Source organism: Gammaproteobacteria bacterium (genome assembly GCA_013151035.1).
Lineage (GTDB): Bacteria > Pseudomonadota > Gammaproteobacteria > JAADJB01 > JAADJB01 > JAADJB01.
In genome coordinates, this window is the sequence record JAADJB010000046.1 from 9419 (window position 1) to 31466 (window position 22048).

Annotated in this window: 22 protein-coding genes and 1 pseudogene (1 of these 23 only partly in view); all 23 read right to left on the reverse strand. The window is 46.5% G+C overall.

Features of this window, described 5'->3' with window-relative positions; genetic code table 11:
- A pseudogene (locus GXP22_10415) lies at positions 1-733 on the reverse strand (chemotaxis protein CheA); it reaches 1293 nt to the left of the window's first position.
- 14 nt (positions 734-747) lie between these two features.
- Complete coding sequence (locus GXP22_10420) at positions 748-1545, reverse strand: protein phosphatase CheZ (GenBank protein ID NOX09877.1); 798 nt, start codon at positions 1543-1545, stop codon at positions 748-750.
- A 2-nt stretch (positions 1546-1547) separates the two neighbouring features.
- Entirely contained in the window at positions 1548-1940 is a 393-nt protein-coding gene (cheY, locus tag GXP22_10425) for a chemotaxis protein CheY (GenBank protein ID NOX09878.1), read from the reverse strand.
- A 26-nt stretch (positions 1941-1966) separates the two neighbouring features.
- Positions 1967-2692, reverse strand: a complete 726-nt coding sequence (locus tag GXP22_10430; GenBank protein NOX09879.1) for an RNA polymerase sigma factor FliA — start codon at positions 2690-2692, stop codon at positions 1967-1969.
- Positions 2689-3570, reverse strand: coding sequence for a MinD/ParA family protein (locus GXP22_10435; GenBank protein NOX09880.1), 882 nt, complete (start codon positions 3568-3570; stop codon positions 2689-2691). Before GXP22_10435 ends, GXP22_10430 begins: the two co-directional genes overlap by 4 nt.
- Entirely contained in the window at positions 3563-4834 is a 1272-nt protein-coding gene (gene flhF / locus GXP22_10440; GenBank protein ID NOX09881.1) for a flagellar biosynthesis protein FlhF, read from the reverse strand. Before flhF ends, GXP22_10435 begins: the two co-directional genes overlap by 8 nt.
- 43 nt (positions 4835-4877) lie before the next feature.
- Positions 4878-7010 carry a flagellar biosynthesis protein FlhA gene (gene flhA / locus GXP22_10445; GenBank protein NOX09882.1) on the reverse strand — a complete coding sequence of 711 codons (2133 nt, stop codon included), beginning with the start codon at positions 7008-7010 and terminating at the stop codon, positions 4878-4880.
- The gene (gene flhB / locus GXP22_10450) at positions 7003-8157 is read right to left on the reverse strand and encodes a flagellar biosynthesis protein FlhB (protein NOX09883.1); all 1155 of its coding nucleotides are present in this window, start codon (positions 8155-8157) and stop codon (positions 7003-7005) included. The genes flhA and flhB overlap by 8 nt, the downstream gene beginning before the upstream one ends.
- 1 nt (position 8158) lies before the next feature.
- Positions 8159-8941 carry a flagellar biosynthetic protein FliR gene (gene fliR, locus GXP22_10455; protein ID NOX09884.1) on the reverse strand — a complete coding sequence of 261 codons (783 nt, stop codon included), beginning with the start codon at positions 8939-8941 and terminating at the stop codon, positions 8159-8161.
- A gap of 12 nt (positions 8942-8953) precedes the next feature.
- Complete coding sequence (fliQ, locus tag GXP22_10460) at positions 8954-9226, reverse strand: flagellar biosynthesis protein FliQ (protein NOX09885.1); 273 nt, start codon at positions 9224-9226, stop codon at positions 8954-8956.
- Between the two features lie 19 nt (positions 9227-9245).
- On the reverse strand, positions 9246-9983 hold the full coding sequence (fliP, locus tag GXP22_10465) for a flagellar type III secretion system pore protein FliP (GenBank protein ID NOX09886.1): 738 nt from the start codon (positions 9981-9983) through the stop codon (positions 9246-9248).
- Positions 9984-9985: 2 nt separating this feature from the next.
- Positions 9986-10435: a flagellar biosynthetic protein FliO gene (fliO, locus tag GXP22_10470; GenBank protein ID NOX09887.1), complete on the reverse strand. Its 450-nt coding sequence runs from the start codon at positions 10433-10435 to the stop codon at positions 9986-9988.
- An 8-nt stretch (positions 10436-10443) separates the two neighbouring features.
- Positions 10444-10932: a flagellar motor switch protein FliN gene (gene fliN / locus GXP22_10475; GenBank protein NOX09888.1), complete on the reverse strand. Its 489-nt coding sequence runs from the start codon at positions 10930-10932 to the stop codon at positions 10444-10446.
- A 1-nt stretch (position 10933) separates the two neighbouring features.
- Positions 10934-11929, reverse strand: coding sequence for a flagellar motor switch protein FliM (fliM, locus tag GXP22_10480; protein NOX09889.1), 996 nt, complete (start codon positions 11927-11929; stop codon positions 10934-10936).
- A gap of 5 nt (positions 11930-11934) precedes the next feature.
- A complete protein-coding gene (locus GXP22_10485) occupies positions 11935-12549 on the reverse strand; it encodes a hypothetical protein (GenBank protein NOX09890.1) in 615 nt (204 codons plus the stop codon).
- A gap of 303 nt (positions 12550-12852) precedes the next feature.
- Positions 12853-15033: an EAL domain-containing protein gene (locus tag GXP22_10490; protein ID NOX09891.1), complete on the reverse strand. Its 2181-nt coding sequence runs from the start codon at positions 15031-15033 to the stop codon at positions 12853-12855.
- Positions 15034-15127: 94 nt separating this feature from the next.
- Positions 15128-16519: a hypothetical protein gene (locus tag GXP22_10495; protein ID NOX09892.1), complete on the reverse strand. Its 1392-nt coding sequence runs from the start codon at positions 16517-16519 to the stop codon at positions 15128-15130.
- An 83-nt stretch (positions 16520-16602) separates the two neighbouring features.
- Positions 16603-17040 (reverse strand): flagellar export protein FliJ, encoded by a 438-nt coding sequence (gene fliJ / locus GXP22_10500; GenBank protein NOX09893.1) that lies wholly within the window; start codon positions 17038-17040, stop codon positions 16603-16605.
- Between the two features lie 20 nt (positions 17041-17060).
- Positions 17061-18413 (reverse strand): flagellar protein export ATPase FliI, encoded by a 1353-nt coding sequence (gene fliI / locus GXP22_10505; GenBank protein NOX09894.1) that lies wholly within the window; start codon positions 18411-18413, stop codon positions 17061-17063.
- Positions 18406-19020 carry a flagellar assembly protein FliH gene (locus tag GXP22_10510; GenBank protein ID NOX09895.1) on the reverse strand — a complete coding sequence of 205 codons (615 nt, stop codon included), beginning with the start codon at positions 19018-19020 and terminating at the stop codon, positions 18406-18408. Before GXP22_10510 ends, fliI begins: the two co-directional genes overlap by 8 nt.
- Positions 19013-20026, reverse strand: coding sequence for a flagellar motor switch protein FliG (fliG, locus tag GXP22_10515; protein ID NOX09896.1), 1014 nt, complete (start codon positions 20024-20026; stop codon positions 19013-19015). The genes GXP22_10510 and fliG overlap by 8 nt, the downstream gene beginning before the upstream one ends.
- On the reverse strand, positions 20019-21620 hold the full coding sequence (gene fliF, locus GXP22_10520) for a flagellar basal body M-ring protein FliF (GenBank protein NOX09897.1): 1602 nt from the start codon (positions 21618-21620) through the stop codon (positions 20019-20021). The genes fliG and fliF overlap by 8 nt, the downstream gene beginning before the upstream one ends.
- Positions 21621-21674: 54 nt before the next feature.
- A complete protein-coding gene (gene fliE, locus GXP22_10525; GenBank protein ID NOX09898.1) occupies positions 21675-22004 on the reverse strand; it encodes a flagellar hook-basal body complex protein FliE in 330 nt (109 codons plus the stop codon).
- Positions 22005-22048: the final 44 nt, after the last annotated feature.

Below are 22048 nucleotides of genomic sequence, written 5' to 3' on the forward strand. Positions count from 1 at the left end.
GTGCAGGTGCAGGTGCAGGTGCAGGTGCAGGTGCAGGTTTGCTCACATCGGATGGTTTTTGTTCTGCACCCTTAGGTGCCTCGCCCGACCCATGCATACCATCTAACAGCGATTCAAACTCATCAGCGGTAATATCATCACTGGCAGTAGATTTTTTTTCTGCTGCCGCAACATCCAGCATTTTCTCGAATTCATCATCACTAATATCATCACTGACAACAGCTTTTTTCTCTGCTGCCGCAGCATCCAGCATTTTCTCAAATTCATCATCGCTAATATCACCTTCAGGCTGCTCGGCAGGCATCTCCGCACCATCATTGACAGCAGCAACGGGTTCTGCCTCTGCCGGTTTAGCGTAAGCAGATAAAGTTTTTAATAATTCACTGTCAGCAGCCGGTGGCTCTTCACCATTCTGTATCATGGTAAACATCTCCATGACAACATCCAGCACACGCAGAACCACATCCATCAAGGCTGCATCAACATCCCGTTCACCTTGCCGCAGGATATTAAAAACATCCTCTGCACAATGACAAACCTCAACCAGGGTATCCAGACCAAGGAAGCTGCCACCACCTTTAACCGTATGGAATCCTCTGAATACGGCATTTAGCAGGTCTGTATCCTGTGGTCTCTGTTCCAGCTCAACCAGTTGTTCACTAAGTTGTTCAAGAATTTCTCCGGCTTCGACCAGAAAGTCTTGTAATATTTCGTCGTCTGCATCAATACTCATGTTTTAAAGAGTCTCTAAAAGCCTAAACTCGACAACAGATCATCTACATCATCCTGACCTGACACAATTTCACTTACATTATCTACCCCAGGGACATGTGGCCCAAAGGCACCCACACTTTCTTCCTCTTTTTTATTATCTTTTTTATCATTATTTGCAACATCAGCCGGGCCCAAATTTATTTCATCAGCAGCATCAACTATCGGTTTTATACGTTGCCCGGAGATTCTGATTAAATCGACCAGATTATCTTCTACGTCTTTAACAAGCGTTATGACACGACGAATAATCTGTCCCGTTAAATCCTGAAAACCCTGCGCCATCAGGATATCCGATAAATGGCCATGAATACTTGTCGTCTTTGGGCCAATTTGATCCAGAAAGCTATCCAGGCCTCGACTCATCTCACGAAAGTCCTCGACATCCATATCCTTATTACGAAAACGCTGCCACTTGGTCTTAAATTCAGCCGCCTTTTTTTCCAAGTCTTCGGTCAAAGGCAAGGCTGTTTCAACCGCAGTTAAGGTCTTGTCAGCAGCTTCCTCGGTCAGACCAATAACATGGTTCAGGCGTTCCTTGGCATCAGGAATATCACTCTCTGTTAACTGCTTGATACTGGAGTCAATCTGAAAACCACTCAACGCATCATGCAACTCACGCGTCAATCGCCCCAACTCATTAAATAACTCGGATTCACTCTGCCGAGATAACTCTTCGAGCAACTCGGTAGCAGTATCTCCATCACCTGCCTCAATCGAAGCAACCAATGCCTGAGCTCTGGTAAGAGTCTCTTCATTAATACTTACCGTCATCGTTAGCTCCCGGCTTCAATACGTTCAAAAATCTTATCAATCTTTTCTTTCAGAGTAACCGCTGTAAAAGGTTTAACAATATAGCCGTTCACACCCGATTGAGCCGCTTCGATAATCTGCTCACGTTTTTGCTCAGCCGTCACCATCAAGACCGGTAAACTTGCCAATTTAGGATCTGCACGCACCGCCTTCAGCAAATCCAGACCTGTCATACCAGGCATATTCCAATCTGTTACCAAAAACTCAATCCCACCAGCCTGCAATATGGGTAATGCTGTTGCCCCATCATCCGCCTCTGTCGTATTGTCAAAGCCCAGATCTCGCAACAAATTTTTAATAATGCGCCGCATTGTGGAGAAATCATCCACAATCAAGATTTTCATACCTTTATCCAAAACATCCTCCTACTAAACAAACTATATCAATGATCATGCACCCATTCCCCCATGCGCGCACGCAAGCGTATCATCGCCTGACCATGAATCTGACAAACACGGGATTCACTAACACCCAGGATATTGCCAATCTCTCGTAGATTCATTTCATCATCATAATAAAGTGACATTACCATACGTTCACGCTCAGGGAGACCATTAATCGACTCTTTCAGCGCATCCTTGAATCCATCGTTCTGTAAACTATTTAAAGGTTCGTTATTAGGGTCATCTGCCTTGGTATTCTCGGAAAAACCGGCAGGATCCTCAAAGCTGAATACTCGACTACCCGCCGCATCCTGCAAGATTTTGTGATAGTCACTCAACTCAAGCCCCATGTACTCGGCAACCTCGTAGTCACGCGCGTCACGACCTTCACTATTTTCAATTTCTCGTACGGCATTAGCCACTTCACGCGCCTTGCGATGCACCGAGCGTGGTGTCCAGTCTGTACGACGAATCTCATCCAGCATGGAACCACGGATACGAATACCCGCATAGGTTTCAAAACTGGCACCTTGTTCAGAATCATAATTACGTGCAGCTTCCAGTAAACCGATCATGCCCGCCTGAATCAGATCATCCGCTTGAACACTCGGTGGCAAACGACTCATCAAGTGATAAGCAATGCGCTTCACCAGTGTTGCGTGATTCGTTACCAGTTCATCTGCATTTTTTTTCTGCGAAGCTGTATACATAACTACACCATTCACAATGTCATTCCTGTTTCTCCCCCGGACGACTGTAATAGTCGTTCCACAAAAAATTCCAGATGGCCCGCTGCCCCCGTCGGCGTTGGCCATCTGTCCATCTTCTGCGCAATATTCTTGAATGCCGCAGCCGAACGACTACGGGGATAAACATCCACCACAGCACGCTGACGCTTCACTGCCTTACGCAGATAGTCATCATGCGGTATCGCACCAACAAAATCCAGCATAACATCCAAAAATTGATCAGTCACGCGTGATAACTTAATAAATAATTCACGTCCTTCCTGTGCAGTGTGCGTCATATTAGCTAATACCTTGAAGCGCATCAAACCATATTCACGATTTAACAACTTGATCAGGGCATAGGCATCTGTAATTGAGGCGGGTTCATCGCAGACCACGACCACAACTTCCTGTGCAGCACGGGTAAAACTCACCACACTGTCTGATACCCCTGCGGCAGTATCAATAATCAACACATCCAGATCACAACTAAGTTCACTAAAGGCTCGAATAACCCCGGCATGCTCCATCTCGCTAAGTTCCGCCATCGCCTTGACACCCGATGACGCAGGCACAATCATTAAACCAGAAGGCCCCGACATAATGACCTCTTCCAATGTGTGAGTACCATTAACAACATGAGAGAGATCATGCTCTGCATGCAAGCCCAGCATAATGTCCACATTAGCCAGTCCTAGATCCGCATCCAGCAACATCACATCCTTGCCTGACTCGGCCAGAGCCACACCCAGATTAACCGACACATTGGTCTTGCCAACGCCGCCTTTGCCACCCGTAACGGCAATAACACGCACCGGTTTTGGCTGTTTCATACGCCTCAAGCCACTGGCTTGATCACCCACTAAATCAGACATGTGTCTCCTGTATATCCGCTACCATACCACCCAATCGCTCTGCAATTTCATAATTCCAGCTACTCTCATTCATCTCTTTCATCAATGATGCGGCATGACTCACCAGTTTATCAGCTCGAGCCTGATGAATATCCTCCGGTACACGTTGTCCATCACCAATATAGGCAACCGGCAAATGGTGTCGTGCGACGACTGACAAGATACCACCAAGCACCATTGACTCATCCATTTTAGTAATAATACAACCTTCAATGGGTATATTGGAAAACGCCTTGACCGCCTCTTCGACGACCGGCGTTTGTGTCGTTGCCGACAAGGTCAAATAGGTTCGAATCGCCACCCCTTCAGCCTGCAGTGTGTCAAACTGTTCGCTCAAGCGCAAATCTCGCTGACTCATTCCTGCGGTATCTATTAAAATCAATCGCTTATCAACCATGTTTTCAATCGCATCCGCCAATTCCTGCCGTCCAGCAGCAACTTGAACCGGAATCCCCAGGATACGACCATAGGTCAATAACTGCTCATGCGCACCAATACGATAATTATCAGTGCTAATAAGCGCCACGCTACGCGCGCCATGACGCAAGGCATAACGTGCCGCTAATTTAGCTATCGTAGTGGTCTTACCTATACCCGTCGGCCCCACCAGGGCAACCACGCCCCCATGATTAAGGATATCATCATCCGTGACCTGAATGCGTTGTCCTAGATGTCCCAGCAACCGCCGCCACGCCCGTTCCACATCATTGACCTGAGCAACATCAGCAACCAGTTCCTCACAAAGATCCGATTGTACACCCATCTGATTTAAACGCCGCAATAATTCAGCTCGATTGGGGTTTTTTCGACTCATCTCGCCCCAGGCAAGGTGTGCCATCTGATTTTCCAGTAAACCACGCAGTGCCTTAACCTCGTGCTGCATCTCAACAATAGCCGGATCCTGTGACCAGGATATTTGACTGGCCGACGAGCGTACGGGTCTCTCAATCGGCATATCTTCCATAGTATCCAATGCGGTAGACTTTATTGACACATTGTCATCCGCAATAGCAGGCTCTACGCTCTCGTCACGTCCTCTTACGACTACCCGTTCATCTTTCAAGGCCGCCTCTACCACTGCTTCATCATAATCAATAGCAATGACCACCTCGACACCATCCGCTTTCTTCTGACTAGACAGGATAACGGCATCGTCACCCTGATCTTCTCTCACCATACGAATGGCCTGACGCATATCTTTTGCGAAGAATCTCTTAATCTTCATAACTACCTTCCTTTACTCCGAGTTCACCCGGAACCTTTGATTTCTATTGCTGATTAGACAACGCTGCAACGCTTGTGCCCTCCATAGCAGGCTGTCGACCCACCGTAGCCACCACCTTGATCTGCTTGTTATCCGGCACCTCGTTATAGGCTAGAACATGCAAGCTCGATATGCTATGTCGCACCAGTCGCGCCAACCAGGGGCGTATCGGTGGTGACACCAGTAATATCGCTGGTTGCCCGATGGCCTCCTGCTGTTGAACCTTTTCAGAGAGCGCTGTATGCATCTGTTCAGCCAGACCCGGCTCAAACCCGGCACCCCCTTCACCTGCTCCTTGTAAAGTCTGCTGCAATATCTGTTCCAACCCTGGATCTAATGTAATAACGGGGAGTTCTTCTGCTATCCCATTGATATACTGAACAATTGACCGCCCCAGTGAAACACGCACCGCAGCACTTAAAACGTCAGCATCCTGACTCCTGACACTGTGCTCCGCCAGAGTTTCGGCAATGGTACGGATATCCCTGATCGGAATGCGCTCTTGCAACAGGTTCTGCAATACCTTAACCAACACCCCAAGAGATAGCGCCTTGGGCACCAGATCTTCCACTAGTTTAGGTGCATTACGCGCCAGGGCATCCAGCAATTGCTGTACTTCTTCATGACCGAGCAACTCATGTGCATGTTCCTGTAACAACTGACTCAAATGGGTTGCAATCACCGTACTGGCATCCACCACGGTATATCCCATGGTCTGCGCTGAGTCTCTTTGTACCGGGTCAATCCAGATGGCATCCATACCAAAGGCCGGGTCCTTGCCGGCAATACCTTGCAGGGTACCAAAGACCTTACCTGGATTAATCGCCATCTCATGGTCCGGGTGAACTTCAGCCTCACCGACAGGAACACCTAATAACGAGATTCTATAGGCGTTAGGCGCCAGATCCAGGTTGTCACGGATATGAACAGAGTGCACCAAAAAACCAAGGTCCTGTGATAGTTTTTTACGCACACCTTTAATACGACTCATCAATACCCCGCCCTGTTTCTTATCCACCAGCGAGATCAAACGGTAGCCCACCTCCAGGCCAATCATATCCACAGGGCCGACATCATCCCAAGTCAGATCCTTCGCTTCTTCAGCCTCAGCCTCATTAACCTCAGGGGGTACCTCAACAGGTTCTGCCTCAGCCTGTTGCTTGCGCATATATATCGTATAAGCAAAAACAGCACTCAACAGCCCTAGTGAAAGAAAAGGGAAGTGTGGCATGCCAGGAATAGCACCGAGTAACAACAACACACCCGCTGTCACACTCAACGCCGCATGGTTACCCATTAATTGTGACAACACCTGTTCACCCATATCCTGGGCTGATGATACGCGTGTCACAATAATGGCCGTTGCTGTAGACAATACCAATGACGGGATCTGGGCAACCAGTCCGTCACCAATGGTCAACAGAGTGTAATTACGCATGGCATCGGCGAACAACATATCGTGTTGCATAATACCAATCGATAATCCACCAATGATATTAATAAACAGGATCATAATACTGGCAATAGCATCACCACGTACAAACTTGCTAGCACCATCCATGGAGCCATAAAAATCAGCCTCTCTGGAAACATCTTCACGCCGTTCACGTGCCTCTTCCTGCGTCAACATACCCGCATTCAGGTCAGCATCAATCGCCATCTGTTTACCCGGCAAGGAATCAAGGGTAAAACGCGCACTCACCTCGGAGACACGCCCCGCACCTTTGGTCACCACAACAAAGTTAACGATCACCAGGATACTGAACACCACCAGACCCACGGCATAATTACCACCCACAACAAATTCACCAAAGGCCTCAATCACTTTACCTGCGGCACCTGTACCGGTATGACCTTCCAGTAGCACCACTCGGGTTGATGCGACATTCAGCGCCAGGCGTAACAAGGTAGCAATCAGCAATACTGTGGGGAAAACCCCGAAATCAAGGGGTCGCATGGCATAAATTGTTACCATAAGCACCAGCAAACCCAGTGCAATATTAAAGGTAAACAGGATATCCAACAGAAAAGGGGGCATCGGCAAGATGATCATGGACATCATCATGATCAGTAGCAGTGGCGCACCCAGGCCACTACTTACCATCTTCTTCAATATCACCAGAAAATCATTATTCATCATCTATGCTTCCGTCTTCATCCCTGCGCAATTCATCCGGGATGGGTAAATTGGCAGGCATATCCGGTTCATTACTACCGTTCTCACGAGCCGTCTTGATTTGATACACATAGGCCAAAACCTGTGCCACTGCCAGATAAAGACCGGCTGGAATCTCTTTCTCCAGTTCCGTACTAAAGAACAACGCTCTGGCTAATGGTGGTGTTGACAATACCGGCACATCATAATTACTGGCGATATCACGAATCTGAGCAGCAATCAGATCCTGTCCCTTTGCCACCACCACCGGTGCCCCCATTGCTGAGGTATCATAACGCAGCGCAACGGCATAATGGCTTGGGTTGGTCACCACAACATCAGCCTTGGGAACATCTGTCATCATGCGGCGTTCTGCCATCTCATGTTGAAGGTTACGAATCTTTTGTTTAACCTCAGGCTTACCTTCAATATCCTTGTTTTCATCCTTGATTTCCTGACGTGTCATCTTGAGGTTTTTGGCATGATCCCAAAGTTGAAATGGCACATCAATCGCGGCGATAACAAGCAAGGTGGAACTCAAAATAAGAAAACAAAAGACCAGTACCTCTCCGGCATGAGCCATGGCCTGATGAACATCCTGATGACCCAGTGACAGAAAATTTCCGATATGCGCATATAACAACAACGTAGCCACCGTAGAAATCAGAATAAACTTTAACAGTGCCTTGACCAACTCCATCAAACCACGCATCGAAAACATGCGTTTCATGCCTTTAAACAGACTCAGCTTCTCTATCTTGAATGCCATCGACTGCACACTAAAGGACCAACCACCGAGCATCGCCGAGACAAATATGGCAACCACAAAGGTCACCGCGAAAAAGGGTGCCGCCAACCAGAGCCCCTCCATAACACGCTGACCCAACATCGATGCCATAGCATCCGAATTAAAGATGACATCCCGCTTCAATGTCAGCCCATCATGTAACAGATTCCCGAAAGCAGTCATCATGTCCGCACCCATAAACATAAATGCTGCTGCAGCAGCCATGGTAATCCCCATGGTATTTAACTCTTTTGAACGTGGAATCTGACCCTTTTTACGCGCATCCTCAATGCGCTTGGGTGTCGCTTGTTCCGTCCGTTCTTGTCCGTCATTCTCTGCCATATCAACGCCCCAATGGGTAAATCACCCTTTGTATCATGCTAAAGGCACTCTCCATCACCCGCTCAAAGTGAGGCAACATACCGGGTAGCGTATACAGAATAATGACAAAACCCATCGCTAGTGTTAATGGAAAACCAACACCAAAAATATTTAATTGTGGAGCCGAACGTGTAATCACACCAAAGGCAAGATTAACCAGGAGCAAAGCCGTTACTGCCGGGAGTGCAATCAATATACCATGCGCAAACATTTCCCCGGCCCATGCCACCACATCCCACAAGGTTTGCCTGGAGACACCATCACTAGCAATGGGTAAACTGGAAAAACTATCGGCCAACATGGATATCAACATCAAGTGCCCATTCAATGTCAGGAATAATAAGGTTGCCACCACCAGGTAGATCTGACTGACCACTGGCACCTGCACACCATTTTGCGGATCAACCATTGAGGCAAAACCCAGCCCCATGCTTAGGGCTACGGTTTGACCACCCACCACCAGCGAGGCAAACAACATTTGCAGAACAAACCCCATCATCATCCCGATCAACAGTTGTTGTACCACAATCAAAACACCCTCTGGTGACAGTGGATTAACGGTAGGTACGTCAGGAATAATCGGCAATAATAACCAGGTAATCACAATAGCAGAAACAATCCGTGCCCGAACCGGCATTAAACGACTACCAAATATCGGGGCCACCGTCATCATCATGGCAACCCGCATAAACGGCCAGAAGAAATTTCCAATCCATGATATTAATTGTGTATCGCTGATTTCCACGAAGCTTCATCCTCATTCATTTACCATCGCCGGTATGCCCTCGAACAAACCTATTGTAAAATCCATCAGAATTTGTATCATCCAGTCCCCTGACATCATAATGACCACAACCATTACAATCAGTTTGGGAATAAAGGTCAGCGTCATCTCATTGATCTGTGTGGCGGCCTGAAACATGGCAACCAACAAGCCCACAGCAAGTGATGACAACAACAAAGGTGCCGTCAACATTACAATTAATGTCAGCGCCTTTTCTGCAATTGTTAATACCAACTCAGGAGTCATATTAGCCTCTATCTATACATCAAACATAAAAACTCGATGCCAGCGTTACCATAATCAGGCTCCACCCATCAATTAAAACAAATAACATAATTTTGAAAGGCAGAGAGATAATCATCGGTGATAACATCATCATACCCATGGACATCAACAAACTGGCAATAACCAGATCAATGACTAGAAACGGAATCAAGATCATAAATCCAATCTGAAAGGCGGTCTTCAACTCACTGGTTACGAAGGCCGGCAACAATAAGGAAAAAGGGATGTCCTCAGGGGTCTCGATATTTTCAGTATGGGATATCTCGGCAAAGACTTCCAGATCCTTGTTGCGGGTTTGCTGCAACATAAACTTTCTAAGTGGCGCGCCTCCCCGTATCATCGCTTCCTTTGCCGAAATTTGCTCTTCCATGTAAGGGTGAACGGCATCCTCATAGATCTTCTCAAACACCGGGGTCATCACAAACATCGTCAGCAACAAGGCAAGTCCAATCAGAATCTGGTTAGAAGGTGTCTGCATAGTGCCAATGGCCTGACGCATAATCGCCAGCACAATAATAATTCGGGTAAATGAGGTCATCATCATTAATGCCGCAGGCAGAAAACCCAATGCTGTCATTAATGCCAGTATCTGAATACTTAATGTATAGCTCTCAGAGCCATCATCATGCGGAGTAACCTTTAATGCCAACAGACCAGGATCTGCAAGAGCCGATAATGGTTGCAACAAAAGCAATAACAAGCCTGCCCAACGAATCATAGTCATGATGACTTACTCTTGCTAATAACTCGCTGGAGTTTTTCAGAAAATTCTGTCCCGACTGATTTAAGCGGTATATTCTCATCGAGAAGATGAATTTTTTGTATCTGCCCCGGAGCAACACCGATTAACAATTGTGTTGAACCCACTTGAATCAATACCAATTTTTCACGCGAACCCACTGACAATGCAGAGATAACCTTAAGTTTATCACCCGTAGCCGATTGCATATATCCGACCCTACGCATTATCCACGCCAGAGCAATGATCAACGCCAGGATAGCGAATAGTCCAGTGCCTAGTTTTGATAGATTTGTCTTTGCCCATGAATCACTGAGTTCAGCGACAGAGGCCACCTCTGTCTTATTATTATCGTCCTCTACAGCAAGACCTGCCTGCATATAAAACAGGGGCATAATTAATACAACAGCAATAATGAATTTTCTGATCATAATTTATATTAGGAAATTTTCTTCACTCTCTCTGCCGGACTCACCACATCAGTTAAACGAATACCAAATTTCTCATTCACCACAACCACCTCACCATGTGCGACCAAAGTGCCATTGACCAACACATCCATAGGTTCACCAGCAAGACGATCTAGCTCGACCACCGAACCCTGGTTAAGCTGTAATAGATTACGAATACTGATCTTGCTGCGACCGATCTCCATGGCAATAGTTACCGGGATATCAAGAATGACATCCAGATTAACATCCTCTCCAGCAGGAATATTCATATCATCTTCAAGGTTCTCCAGTTCGGCACGCGGCAGATCATTATTGACTTCGTCAACAAGGGCATCGATATCGGTATCTACATCCGCACCCGCAGCACCGCCCTCAGCCTCTGCCTGCTCAGCAAATGCCTCGGCCCAGACATCATCACCACCTGCGTCATCTACCGGAGACTGACCTTCATTTTCCTGATTCTCTTCATCACTCATTTTATAACTCCTCAGTCTCTAGCTCTGAAACAATTTTTTGCGTCAATTTCACCGCACAGCTCCCCTTCGATGCCCCAAAAATCCCTCTGTAGATAGGCACACCCTCAGCTTGCAAGATCACCTCATCCGGTAGATCAATAGGAATCACATCCCCTGGTGAAAGATCTCGTAACTCACGCATAGTAATCGAGGCCTTTGCCAATTGACTGCTTAATTCAACCTCGGCACCCTTAGTCTCTTCATAGATCGCAACATTCCAACGCGTATCGACATCACTACGATCACTCTGCACACCCGCATCCAGCAGATCACGAATAGGTTCAATCATGGAATAAGGCAAAGTCACATGCAGCTCACCGCCACCACCATCAAGCTCAATACGAAAGGTCGATACCACAACCACCTCAGTTGGACTCACAATATTGGCAAAATGAGGATTCACTTCTGAATTAACGTAGTGATAATCAACCTCCAGTACCGGCTTCCAGGCCTCCTTCAAACTTTCAAAGACCAGTTCCAATATCATTTGTATGACGCGTTGTTCAGTGGGGGTAAATTCACGCCCCTCAATCTTGGCAGGAAAACGACCATCACCACCAAAAAAATTATCCACGATAATAAAAACCAGCTTGGGATCCATCACCACAAGCCCAGTACCCCGTAGCGGATCAACGGTAATAAGATTCAGACTGGTGGGCACAAACAAACCATGAACATACTCGGCAAACTTCACCATTTGCACACCATTAACCGCAATATCCCCTGTGCGCCGCAGCATATTGAATAAACCAATGCGAAAATAACGAGCGAAACGTTCGTTAATCATTTCCAGTGTCGGCAGACGTCCACGTACGATACGATCCTGACTAGTAAAGTCATAACTCGAGGCTTCACCCTCCGTCAACTCATCCTCACCTTCGGTCTCGACATCACCACTGCCGACACCATGTAGCAAGGCATCAATTTCTTCCTGAGATAATAGATCATTAACTGACATAATCGTTACTGCATCACAAAGCTGGTAAAATAGACATTTTCAACATAGCTCTCACCTGTTTGTTCCTTCAAAACCTGACGAATCTCTTTCAACACATTCTTACGCAATTCTAATTTACCCGCCCGTGAATTGAGTACAGCCGGAACCTGATCACTCAGTAGCAACAGGATATTATTTCTGATCGCAGGCATGTGTTCCTTCATCAACTCAATAGAGTCAGGCTGGCGTGTACTCACCTGAATAGTCAACTGCAGAAAACGAACCGAACTGGTCTCCCCAAAATTAACCACAAAGGCAGGTTTAAGTGAAAAATATACCTGCGGTACCTTGGGCTTCTTCTCCTTTGCAGACTTTTTCTTTTTCTTCTTCTTGTCTTTTTTACTCTTTTTGACCTTTTTACCTGGTTCAGCATCCGCCTGTTCTGCAACCATTTCGTTTTCAGCAACAAACATATCGGTAAAGAAATAAAGGCCTGCAATAACAGAACCACCAATCAAGGTAGTACCCAAGAGTCCTATAACCGCCCATTTAATCCAACCACCAGCCCTTTTCGGAGCTTCTTCAAGGACCTCATCTTCCTCACCTAAATCCAGATCGAGATCATCTTCTGTCTGTGCCATCCTGAATACCTCTACATTCCAACATACCCTGTTACAAGCAAATTACATGCCACAGAATAAACTATAATAAAAAACAATAATAACAATGAGTTAAAATAACTAAAAAAATTAACGTCAATTTATTGACCAATAGCCGTAGCAAAAAACACAAAAATACGCCAGCATCGTCAATTCTACAATGATCTGGGAAAATACAAAAGAAAAGAGACAAAATAGATCCCCGCATGCGCGAGGATGACAGACTGTAGGGGAGGTGCGTACCACGCTGTAGGTGGGGTGCGCGTACCACGCACCAAAATAGATCTATTGAATAGCAGTATTAGCTGCGGCTTCCGCCCAAGATGGGAAACTTTCTGTCGTTAATGGGCGACTAATATGATAACCCTGAGCGGCATCACACCCCATAGCGGCCAGCATATCCCAGGCATCATTATCTTCAACGCCCTCCGCCACCACCTGACAGCCCATATTATGTCCCACATCAATAATGGAATTAACGATAGACTGCTGCTTACCCCCTTCCGGTTGCAGGAAGGAACGATCAATCTTCAAATAATTAATCGGGAGTTTCTGTAAATAAGATAATGATGATGAACCTGTACCATAATCATCAACACTGATAGCAATACCCAAATCATGCAGTTTCGCCAATATCTCGATACTGTTACGGGTATCCATCATCAAAGTGTTTTCGGTTATATCCAACTCCAGTCTGGAACCTTCAACATCGGCATCCTTGAGCACATTAACCAATCGATCGAGCAAGTGTGGATTCTGAAAAGTACGCGCCGAAATATTAACCGCTACCGGCACGTCAAACCCCTGGTTTTTCCAATCATTTGACTGTTTAAGTGCGGTAGATAAAACCCAGTCGGTGATGGGTATCATCAATCCCATTTTTTCCGCGAGTTGAATAAAGCCATCTGGACGCACCAACCCTTCCTCAGGATGATGCCAACGCAATAAGGCCTCAACACCACTTAAGCGACCACCTGACATGTTGACCTTGGGCTGATAATGCAGATCAAATTCACGACGTTCCAGCGCACTACGCAACTGATCATGAAGCCCCGTACCCACGCCATCAATGGCCTCATAAAAGCTATAACGCCGATCACTACTCTTGGCACGATACATTGCTATTTCTGCACATTTATAGAGATCTGTACTGTTGTCGGCATGATCCGGGTAGATAGCTATACCGAGACCCGCATCCATGTAAAGTGTCTCGGCATCGCACTGAAACGGCTGATCAAAACAAGCCATGATTTTGTTTGCTACGAGATCTCCGGCAACCTCAGCACTATTAACCAAAGGCAGAATCACACCAAACTCATCCTCAGACAAACGAGCCACGGTATCAGTATCACGTAATATCTGATCCATACGCAATGCTACCTGACGCAATAATTCGTTACCCACCGTATTACCAAGGGTATCATTCACCATTTTAAAATGATCAAGATCCAGCAGCATGAGCACAGTCTGTTGATTACCAGAACGCCGTGCGGTGGTTAATGATTGTTCCAACCGATCCATCCATACAGAACGATTAACCAGCCCAGTCACTTCATCAACATAGGCAGCATTTTGTAGATGGTCTTTTTCCAGCTTGTCTTTATGGACATCCTCCAGAAAACCATCGATACGGGTCACCTTGCCAGCTTCATCTTGTACCGGATACATTAAAACCCGGTGCCATAATGGGTTTTTCTGATGCTTTTTCTTTAACTGGCATTCGATTTGTACGGAATGCCCTTGCATTGCCTCATCCCAAGCCTTGATAAACAATTTTCTATCTTCTTTTAGTACCTGATCAAGATAGGGAATATCAGCACCCATATTTTCATCACCGTACAATAACTGACCATTGATAACATCAATAGACCAGAACATCATCGGCAGATGATCTAATAACTCTTTTTCCTTAAAAGTCTCTTCTGTATCAACATTTTCTGGTGACATGTCTTCGATCAGACTTTCCCAGTATCCTTGCAAAACAAAGCCCATTTCACGAAAGACTTGTTTTAACAATACATCCAACAACTGTGTACGTTGTTCTATATGGATATCAGGAGATAATTCAATTAATTGCTGAAGGTGGTTTAAAAACAGCCGGTATCCACCCATAACCCACAACGGTTTAACCTTAAAACGCGCATGATTAACACCTACGTTATAAGCCGTTACTGCATCCGCATCCCCTTCGAGCAACTGGAGGAATTGTGTCAAATGACGACGAATTAATTCACCGATATCACCACCCTGCAATTCATAGCCATAGAGAACTTCAGCCATTGCCGGATTATCGAAGAGAAAGTTATAATACTGCTCAGCAAAATCAGCCGAACCTTGTGCCAGGAAATTTTTATATTGCGCAAGAAGCTGATGATCAGCCGAAGACAATTGCAGAATATAATCGGCTTCTTTGCTACCAATCCCTGTTGATCCTGTTTCCTTAGTTACCCATTTCATTGTAGTCATAATATAAGGCTTGTTTTTTATTAGAATCAATGAAAACTATAGCATATAACACTCGTTATAACCACCCATCTATAGACTATGGGGAATATTTTTATCAAACAAACAAATCAAGCATATTATTTGACCCACCGCTGTTCACACTGATCACACCTTCAGACAAAGCAACGTCTTCAGCACCTGCAGAATATCCCTGATCGGAGTCATCAAACCCTTCACTCGATCGGTTAGCTGCTTCCCTTTGTTGCGCAAATGAATGCTCTGAAATATCGGTCGATACCAGATTAATGCCATTATTATCAAACATTTCACGCAAACGTGGCAATGCCATTTCCAGACTCTCACGCACACTAGCATGCTGGGCTGTAAAGCTTATTTGTGCCTGATCATTCTGAATCTGAATACGCACTTCCATAGGCCCAAGCTGTGCGGGATTAAGACGAATCTCAGCCTTGGATACATCCTGCCCACTCATCCATAACATGCGCTCCGCTAAGGCATTACCCCAATTAGTCATCTGCTGCAAAGGGACATTAATAGATAATGCTGTCATCCTGCCCGCTGCTGATGAATCCGTAACGATTGGGGATTGCGCATTACTAATCAGCGTTGATAGAGCGGGGTCGACCGAAGAAGTCACGCCAGCAACAACGGTTACAGGTCTATTTTCTAACGGAATTATCGTATCCTTAATCGTCATAGCGGCTTCTTTTGCAACACTTAAACGCGCATCCAGCGCCGCCGATTCACGTGATAGTATCGATGAAACCGTCTCAGCAAGATCCAGCGGGGCATCTTCTGCAACCGCCATTGTTCCAGCCAACAGATCATATCGCGTTGTCGTTGATGAAATCAGGCGACGATTCATCTCAGCTAAATCTGTCGAGGATAGAGATAATGCAGGTAAGGCATCCCTCGCATTATCACCAACAAGCGCAGCCTTTAAACCAGGAGACATCAGCTTCTGCATAGACAAAGACAAATCATCTACAGCCACACGCCCATTTACTTGCGGTTGCGTGGTTAATTCAGGGGAAATAAGGGAGTTAACCGGAGAGGTACGCGCTTGTTTAACATCATTCTGCTTCATAGCAGATAATACAGTCGTTTCCTGACCCGGTGATGGCAAAGTTGTTGTTACTTCAGGCTTCGTTTCATCAAAACCACTCACTTCAGGATTGATAGCCTTAACCACTTCTGGTCGTAACATCCCGTCAGCATCCACTTCTAGTGAGGCATCAACCAGAGACATCGACTCAGACAATGGCAATTCATCGCCGTCTTCAATCACAACAGGCAAAATATCGCCACCGGCATTATTATCCTGTGGCGCATCTTCAAGCGCCGTCAAGGTCTCAATATTACTTTTCAAAAGATCTGAAAAACCTGTATCGGTCTCGACATTCGCTTCAGACACACCGATAGCAGTATCTACCGACGTTACACCTCCAGTCGGTAAAACGGACGGATTTATGGTCAATTCTGACATGGGAACAACCTCCAACAAACAAAACGAGTGACTCAGTAATTACAATGCAATTGCCATGCCATCAAGCTCAAACTGTGCTCACATTAATAGCGGGATTTCTGGTATTGCCCTCGTTCATCACTTTCCTTTTGCTCGGCACGTTCAATATCAGCCAATTCCTGCGCCTTGAAACGATCGACCAAATGATCAACCGCCTTGGTCTTACCATGAATGACCTGCCACTGTTTACGACAACTTTCACAATCTTCATGTGTTTGCCGAACCACCTTGACCTGTTCCTCAATGGCCTGGTTTAATTTCTGCAAGAAAATCCGATAATCCTGCATCCGAACAGTACTCATACCCTGGGTTGAGTTCATTTGAAAATGTTGAGTATATTCATCCCTGTATTCACGTAACTCAAGCAGCTTGTTTTCCTGAATTGCTAATAATTGCTGCCACTCATTCAGTCGCTTGACGGATACACGCTCACGATTTTCTGCCACTCTCAAAACCGGCTTCATACGTTCAGATCGACTCATAATTCCTCCAAAAAATTACTTTAACCCGCCAGAAGTGCATCCAAGGTATTAACAGCTTCACCCATATCCACTCGCTGATGCATATCCTGGTGCAGGAAATCAATCAAGCCAGGATGATATTCAATCGATTCATCCACACGCGGATCACTACCACTTTGATAGGCACCAATCGTAATCAGATCACGATTCCGCTGATAGGTAGAGTATAGCTGTTTAAATCGCCTTGATAAATCCAGCTGCCTCTTATCAACCACATCCGTCATAGTTCGGCTAATCGATGCCTCAACATTAATCGCCGGGTACAAGCCTGATTCAGCTAACTCTCTGGACAAAACAATATGACCATCCAGAATGGCTCGGGCAGCATCAGCGATCGGATCATTATGATCATCACCCTCGGCCAAAACAGTATACAAGGCAGTAATTGACCCACCACCCACATCACCATTACCCGCACGCTCCACCAGTTGAGGCAAACGAAAAAACACAGAAGGCGGATAACCCTTGGTCACGGGTGGCTCACCAATGGCGAGGGCAATCTCTCGCTGTGCCTGAGCAAAACGGGTCAGTGAATCCATCAACAACAATACCTGCTTGCCCTGATCTCTGAAATATTCCGCAATACTGGTTGCCAGCATGGCACCATGCATTCGCATCAAGGGAGAATTATCCGCCGGGGTTGCCACCACGACAGCACGCGCCATTCCCTCCTCTCCCAAGCTATTTTGCACAAACTCAACAACCTCACGACCACGTTCACCAATCAGACCAACCACAGTAATATCGGCACTGGTATAACGTGTCATCATCCCCATCAAGACACTTTTGCCAACACCACTACCGGCAAACAGCCCCATACGCTGACCACGTCCAATAGTTAACAGGGAATTAATGCTACGCACACCCACATCCAGTGGCTGGCGCACTGGACTACGTTGTAATGGATTAATCTCACGACCATTCAAAGTGACATAATCTGAAGCGTCAATCGGCCCTTTATCATCAAGTGGATTACCCGCACCATCCAACACACGACCCAGCAAGGCATCGCCAACAGGCACCCGATGTTGATAATGAGTTGGCATCACACGCGCATTAGGCACCAAGCCCTGAATATTACCAATCGCCATCAGCAACAACTTGCCCTCGGAAAAACCAACTACCTCGGCCTCAACACGAGAACCATCGATAGCCTCGATCAGACAACGTGATCCAATCGGTGCCTGGCAGCCCACAGCTTCCAGGGTAAGCCCTACAATACGGGTTAATTTCCCTTCAACAACCAAGGGGACAGGCTTGCGCGCACGATCTGCGTATAGTGCCAAGCGTTGGCGAATAAACGGACTACGGTTGGCCTGTGGAGAATTAGTCATCACTCACCCGATCACCACCAAAGATCCCGGCAATCACTTCTTGTAAACGGGAATCAATACTGGCATCGACCTGGGAATCATCGCTCAATAAACGACATCCCCCTCGGCTCAGGGTGGGATCTGCCATAAACTTCCAACTTTGTTCCTCAGCATCAATACTCATGGCATTTTGCACCAGACTGATATCATCCGGATGCAGATAGATCCGCAAATGACGAACAGCAAGCGGTAACACGCCCATAGCATCACGCACTGCAGCAATAACCTGACCAGGATCTGTCTTGATCTCGCGGCGGATCAGTTGTTGAGTCACCGCAATTACCAGACTCACCAGATCTTGCTCAACCACATCATCAAGCATATCCAACGGTTGCGCCAGGCTCATCAAGATGCCTTGCAGATATTGCACCTGCCCCTGAATCTCAATCTTACCCTTATTTATACCTTCTTGATAACCACGGGTATAACCTTCATCGTAGGCCCGTTTCTGAATTCCATCCAGTTGCCGGGACATCAGGCCATGCGTCTCACTAAGGTCTTCGCCCACCTCTGGCTTATTCCAGGCATGAATCTTATGTACATCCTTACTCGAAATCACATTAGACATATTCTTCTGCACCCTTACCGCCAAGCACGATATCCCCGGCATCCGCTAAACGTCTCGCTACCGTCAATATTTCTTTCTGAGCCGATTCAACATCACTCAAACGAACCGGGCCCTTGGCTTCCAGATCTTCCCGCATCATCTCAGCTGCACGTTTAGACATATTCTTGAACACCTTCTCTCGCATCCCTTCATCACTACCCTTCAAGGCAAGGATTAAGACATCACTGGAAACTTCGCGTAATAACGACTGAATACCTTTATCCTCAACATCCATCAAATTATCGAAGACAAACATCAGATCCTGGATCTGCTGACCAAGCTCAGCATCAATATCCTTAACATTCTCAACCAGGGCAGCCTCCACTGTGGAGTCCATAAAATTAAGCATATTAGCGGCAACCTTCACACCACCGACACTGGATGACTTAACACTACCGCTTGTACCCGAGAAACTCTTCTCCATAATTTTATCAAGCTCCTGTAACGCAGAAGGTTGTATACCATCCAGCGTAGAGACACGCATAATCAAATCCGTACGTGTATTTTCAGGAAGAAATTGTAGTACCTCAGCGGAGTGATCACCATCAAGGTAGGATAAAACAATAGCAATAATCTGCGGGTGCTCAAGTCGAATAATATCAGCGACTGCCCGGGCATCCATCCACTTCAATGCCTCCAGCCCCTTGGAGTTTTTTCCCAACAGGATACGATCAATCAGGTTTCCAGCCTTATCCTCACCTAGCGCATCAACCATGACCTTACGGATATAGTCTTCTGAACCCACACCCAGCGAGGTCTGATTTTCAACCGTATCGATAAACTCACCTAATACACCCTCAACCTGCTCACGAGAAATATTAGCCAATGAAGCCATAGCAGTACCCACCTTCTGTACCTCTTTTGGCCCCATATGTCTCAGAATTTCGGAGGCATCTTCCTCGCCCAGACTCAATAAAAGAATGGCAGCCCGATCAACTCCAGAGTACTTCGTTGCAGCCTCAGCCATCGTTCTCTACCCATCCTTTCACTACATTAGCCACTCTTTTCGGATCCTCTTTGGCAAGACTCTTGGCCGATGACAATCGTTCATCATAATTCGCTGCCGGGCTGGGGGCAGCAAGTTGTCCCTGCGCCGCCAGGGTTAATTGATCATCCGGTAAACCAGCCGCTGAAGGCGATGGCGCAGCAGCGGCACCCTTCTCAGCCAGACTACGCATCAAGGGCTTCAATACTGCAAATATTAACAGAAGAACACCTATTGCGCCGGCAAACTGTTTAATAGCATCCCAGAACCAGGGTTGTTCCCACATCTCCGGCTCAGGTAATGGTTCAGCTTCTTCTGGCACCTGGAATGGAGCACTAATAATACTCAGTGTATCACCACGTCGTACATTAAAACCAACAGCCTCCTTAATCAGGGTTGAGAAGCGTGCAATTTCAACATCATTCCATGGCTCTCTGACAAAATCACCCTCCTCATCCTCGACTTCCTTATCATCAATCACAATAGCAACTGAAAGTTTCCTGATCTTGCCCGTCGGTATACGTGTATGCGTTATAGTCTTATCCAGTTCATAATTGCGCACAGTATTTTTGGTCTTCTCGTTTTTCTTCGACACCTGCTCAATTGAATCACCATCACCGGCACTCAACGGGGCATCACCACTCATAGGTTGGTTCGCTACAGCACCGGCGATACCACCACCTAAACTACTATCCGACTTACTTTCAACCGAAACCTGTTCACTACGCAAGGCTGGAAGATCACCGTTATACATCTCCTGCGTTTTTTCGATGACAGTAAAATCAATATCCGCATCAACCTGGGCACGCACCCCACCACCGCCAATCAAGGGATCCAGTAAATTTCTTATGCGCTCAATATAACGCTTTTCAAGTTTACTCACATAAGACAACTGGGATGAACTGGCACCCACCGCCGAGTCAGCAGAACTATCCGTCAACAACATACCCCGTTGATTAACGACCGTGACCTGATGAGCCTCAAGATAGGGTACACTGGATGCAATCAGATGCACGATAGAAGCCACTTGACCCTCACTCAGGGTACGTCCGGCAAACATACTCAGCGTCACCGATGCACTGGGGGATTTTTGTTCACGCAGGAATACCGAACGTTTAGGTAAGGCCAGATGCACACGCACGGCGTCTATGCTACGAAAGGTGGCTATCGTTCGCGCCAATTCACCCTCCAGCGCCCGTTGATAACGCACATTCTCCATAAACTGACTGGTACCCAGGCTCTGTTCCTGATCCAGCAATTCAAAACCCATACCATTGCCATTGGGCAAACCGGTCTTGGCCAGTTTCAGCCGTGCATTATAGACCTGAGAGGCAGGAACCAGCAGGGCCCCTGTTGATTCTTCAATCTTGTACTCAATACCGGCACCACGCAAGGCATCCGCCACCTCACTGGCATCGGCATTAGAAAGATTGCCATATAAAAGGCTGTAACTGGGTGTTTGTGACCATAAGACGACTGCCACACCCAGTGCCACACTGGCGGCCAAACCAATCATAACCCCGACCTGCCGAAGCGCAGGTAAAGTAGAAAGACCTTGCATTGAACTCGCTGCCATTACCGAACCATCCTGTTGATATTTTCTGCATTAATAGACATTATTAATAACACCCTAAACCTGCATATTCATCACTTCCTGATAGGCAGCGACTAATTTATTACGGACTTGTTTCATTGCCTCAAAAGACATACTCGCCCTTTGCGTTGCCACCATGACTTCAGTTAGACCCACACCCGGCTCTTCATTAATGAAGGCTCTTTTCATACCCCCGGCTGTTTTTTGCACATCACTCACCTGACTAATCGAGTTCTGTAACATTGACGAAAAATCGACACCAGAACCGGTCTTAGCGGCAGGATTCGCCGCAATCTGGTTACCCGTCGCTGCAGCTTTCATAGCTCGCATTTGACTAAGCACTTGATCTATATTCATATCACTCATTTAACAAATCCTCCAGACAACGACATACTTTAATCTACCATCAT

Coding starts and splice junctions, on each gene's coding strand:
- GXP22_10420 (NOX09877.1), bottom strand. CDS start 1,545: ATGACGGTAAGTATTAATGAAGAGACTCTTACCAGAGCTCAGGCATTG.
- GXP22_10435 (NOX09880.1), bottom strand. CDS start 3,570: ATGTCTGATTTAGTGGGTGATCAAGCCAGTGGCTTGAGGCGTATGAAA.
- flhF (NOX09881.1), bottom strand. CDS start 4,834: ATGAAGATTAAGAGATTCTTCGCAAAAGATATGCGTCAGGCCATTCGT.
- flhA (NOX09882.1), bottom strand. CDS start 7,010: ATGAATAATGATTTTCTGGTGATATTGAAGAAGATGGTAAGTAGTGGC.
- flhB (NOX09883.1), bottom strand. CDS start 8,157: ATGGCAGAGAATGACGGACAAGAACGGACGGAACAAGCGACACCCAAG.
- fliQ (NOX09885.1), bottom strand. CDS start 9,226: ATGACTCCTGAGTTGGTATTAACAATTGCAGAAAAGGCGCTGACATTA.
- fliP (NOX09886.1), bottom strand. CDS start 9,983: ATGATTCGTTGGGCAGGCTTGTTATTGCTTTTGTTGCAACCATTATCG.
- fliO (NOX09887.1), bottom strand. CDS start 10,435: ATGATCAGAAAATTCATTATTGCTGTTGTATTAATTATGCCCCTGTTT.
- fliN (NOX09888.1), bottom strand. CDS start 10,932: ATGAGTGATGAAGAGAATCAGGAAAATGAAGGTCAGTCTCCGGTAGAT.
- fliM (NOX09889.1), bottom strand. CDS start 11,929: ATGTCAGTTAATGATCTATTATCTCAGGAAGAAATTGATGCCTTGCTA.
- GXP22_10485 (NOX09890.1), bottom strand. CDS start 12,549: ATGGCACAGACAGAAGATGATCTCGATCTGGATTTAGGTGAGGAAGAT.
- GXP22_10490 (NOX09891.1), bottom strand. CDS start 15,033: ATGACTACAATGAAATGGGTAACTAAGGAAACAGGATCAACAGGGATT.
- GXP22_10495 (NOX09892.1), bottom strand. CDS start 16,519: ATGTCAGAATTGACCATAAATCCGTCCGTTTTACCGACTGGAGGTGTA.
- fliJ (NOX09893.1), bottom strand. CDS start 17,040: ATGAGTCGATCTGAACGTATGAAGCCGGTTTTGAGAGTGGCAGAAAAT.
- fliI (NOX09894.1), bottom strand. CDS start 18,413: ATGACTAATTCTCCACAGGCCAACCGTAGTCCGTTTATTCGCCAACGC.
- GXP22_10510 (NOX09895.1), bottom strand. CDS start 19,020: ATGTCTAATGTGATTTCGAGTAAGGATGTACATAAGATTCATGCCTGG.
- fliG (NOX09896.1), bottom strand. CDS start 20,026: ATGGCTGAGGCTGCAACGAAGTACTCTGGAGTTGATCGGGCTGCCATT.
- fliF (NOX09897.1), bottom strand. CDS start 21,620: ATGGCAGCGAGTTCAATGCAAGGTCTTTCTACTTTACCTGCGCTTCGG.
- fliE (NOX09898.1), bottom strand. CDS start 22,004: ATGAGTGATATGAATATAGATCAAGTGCTTAGTCAAATGCGAGCTATG.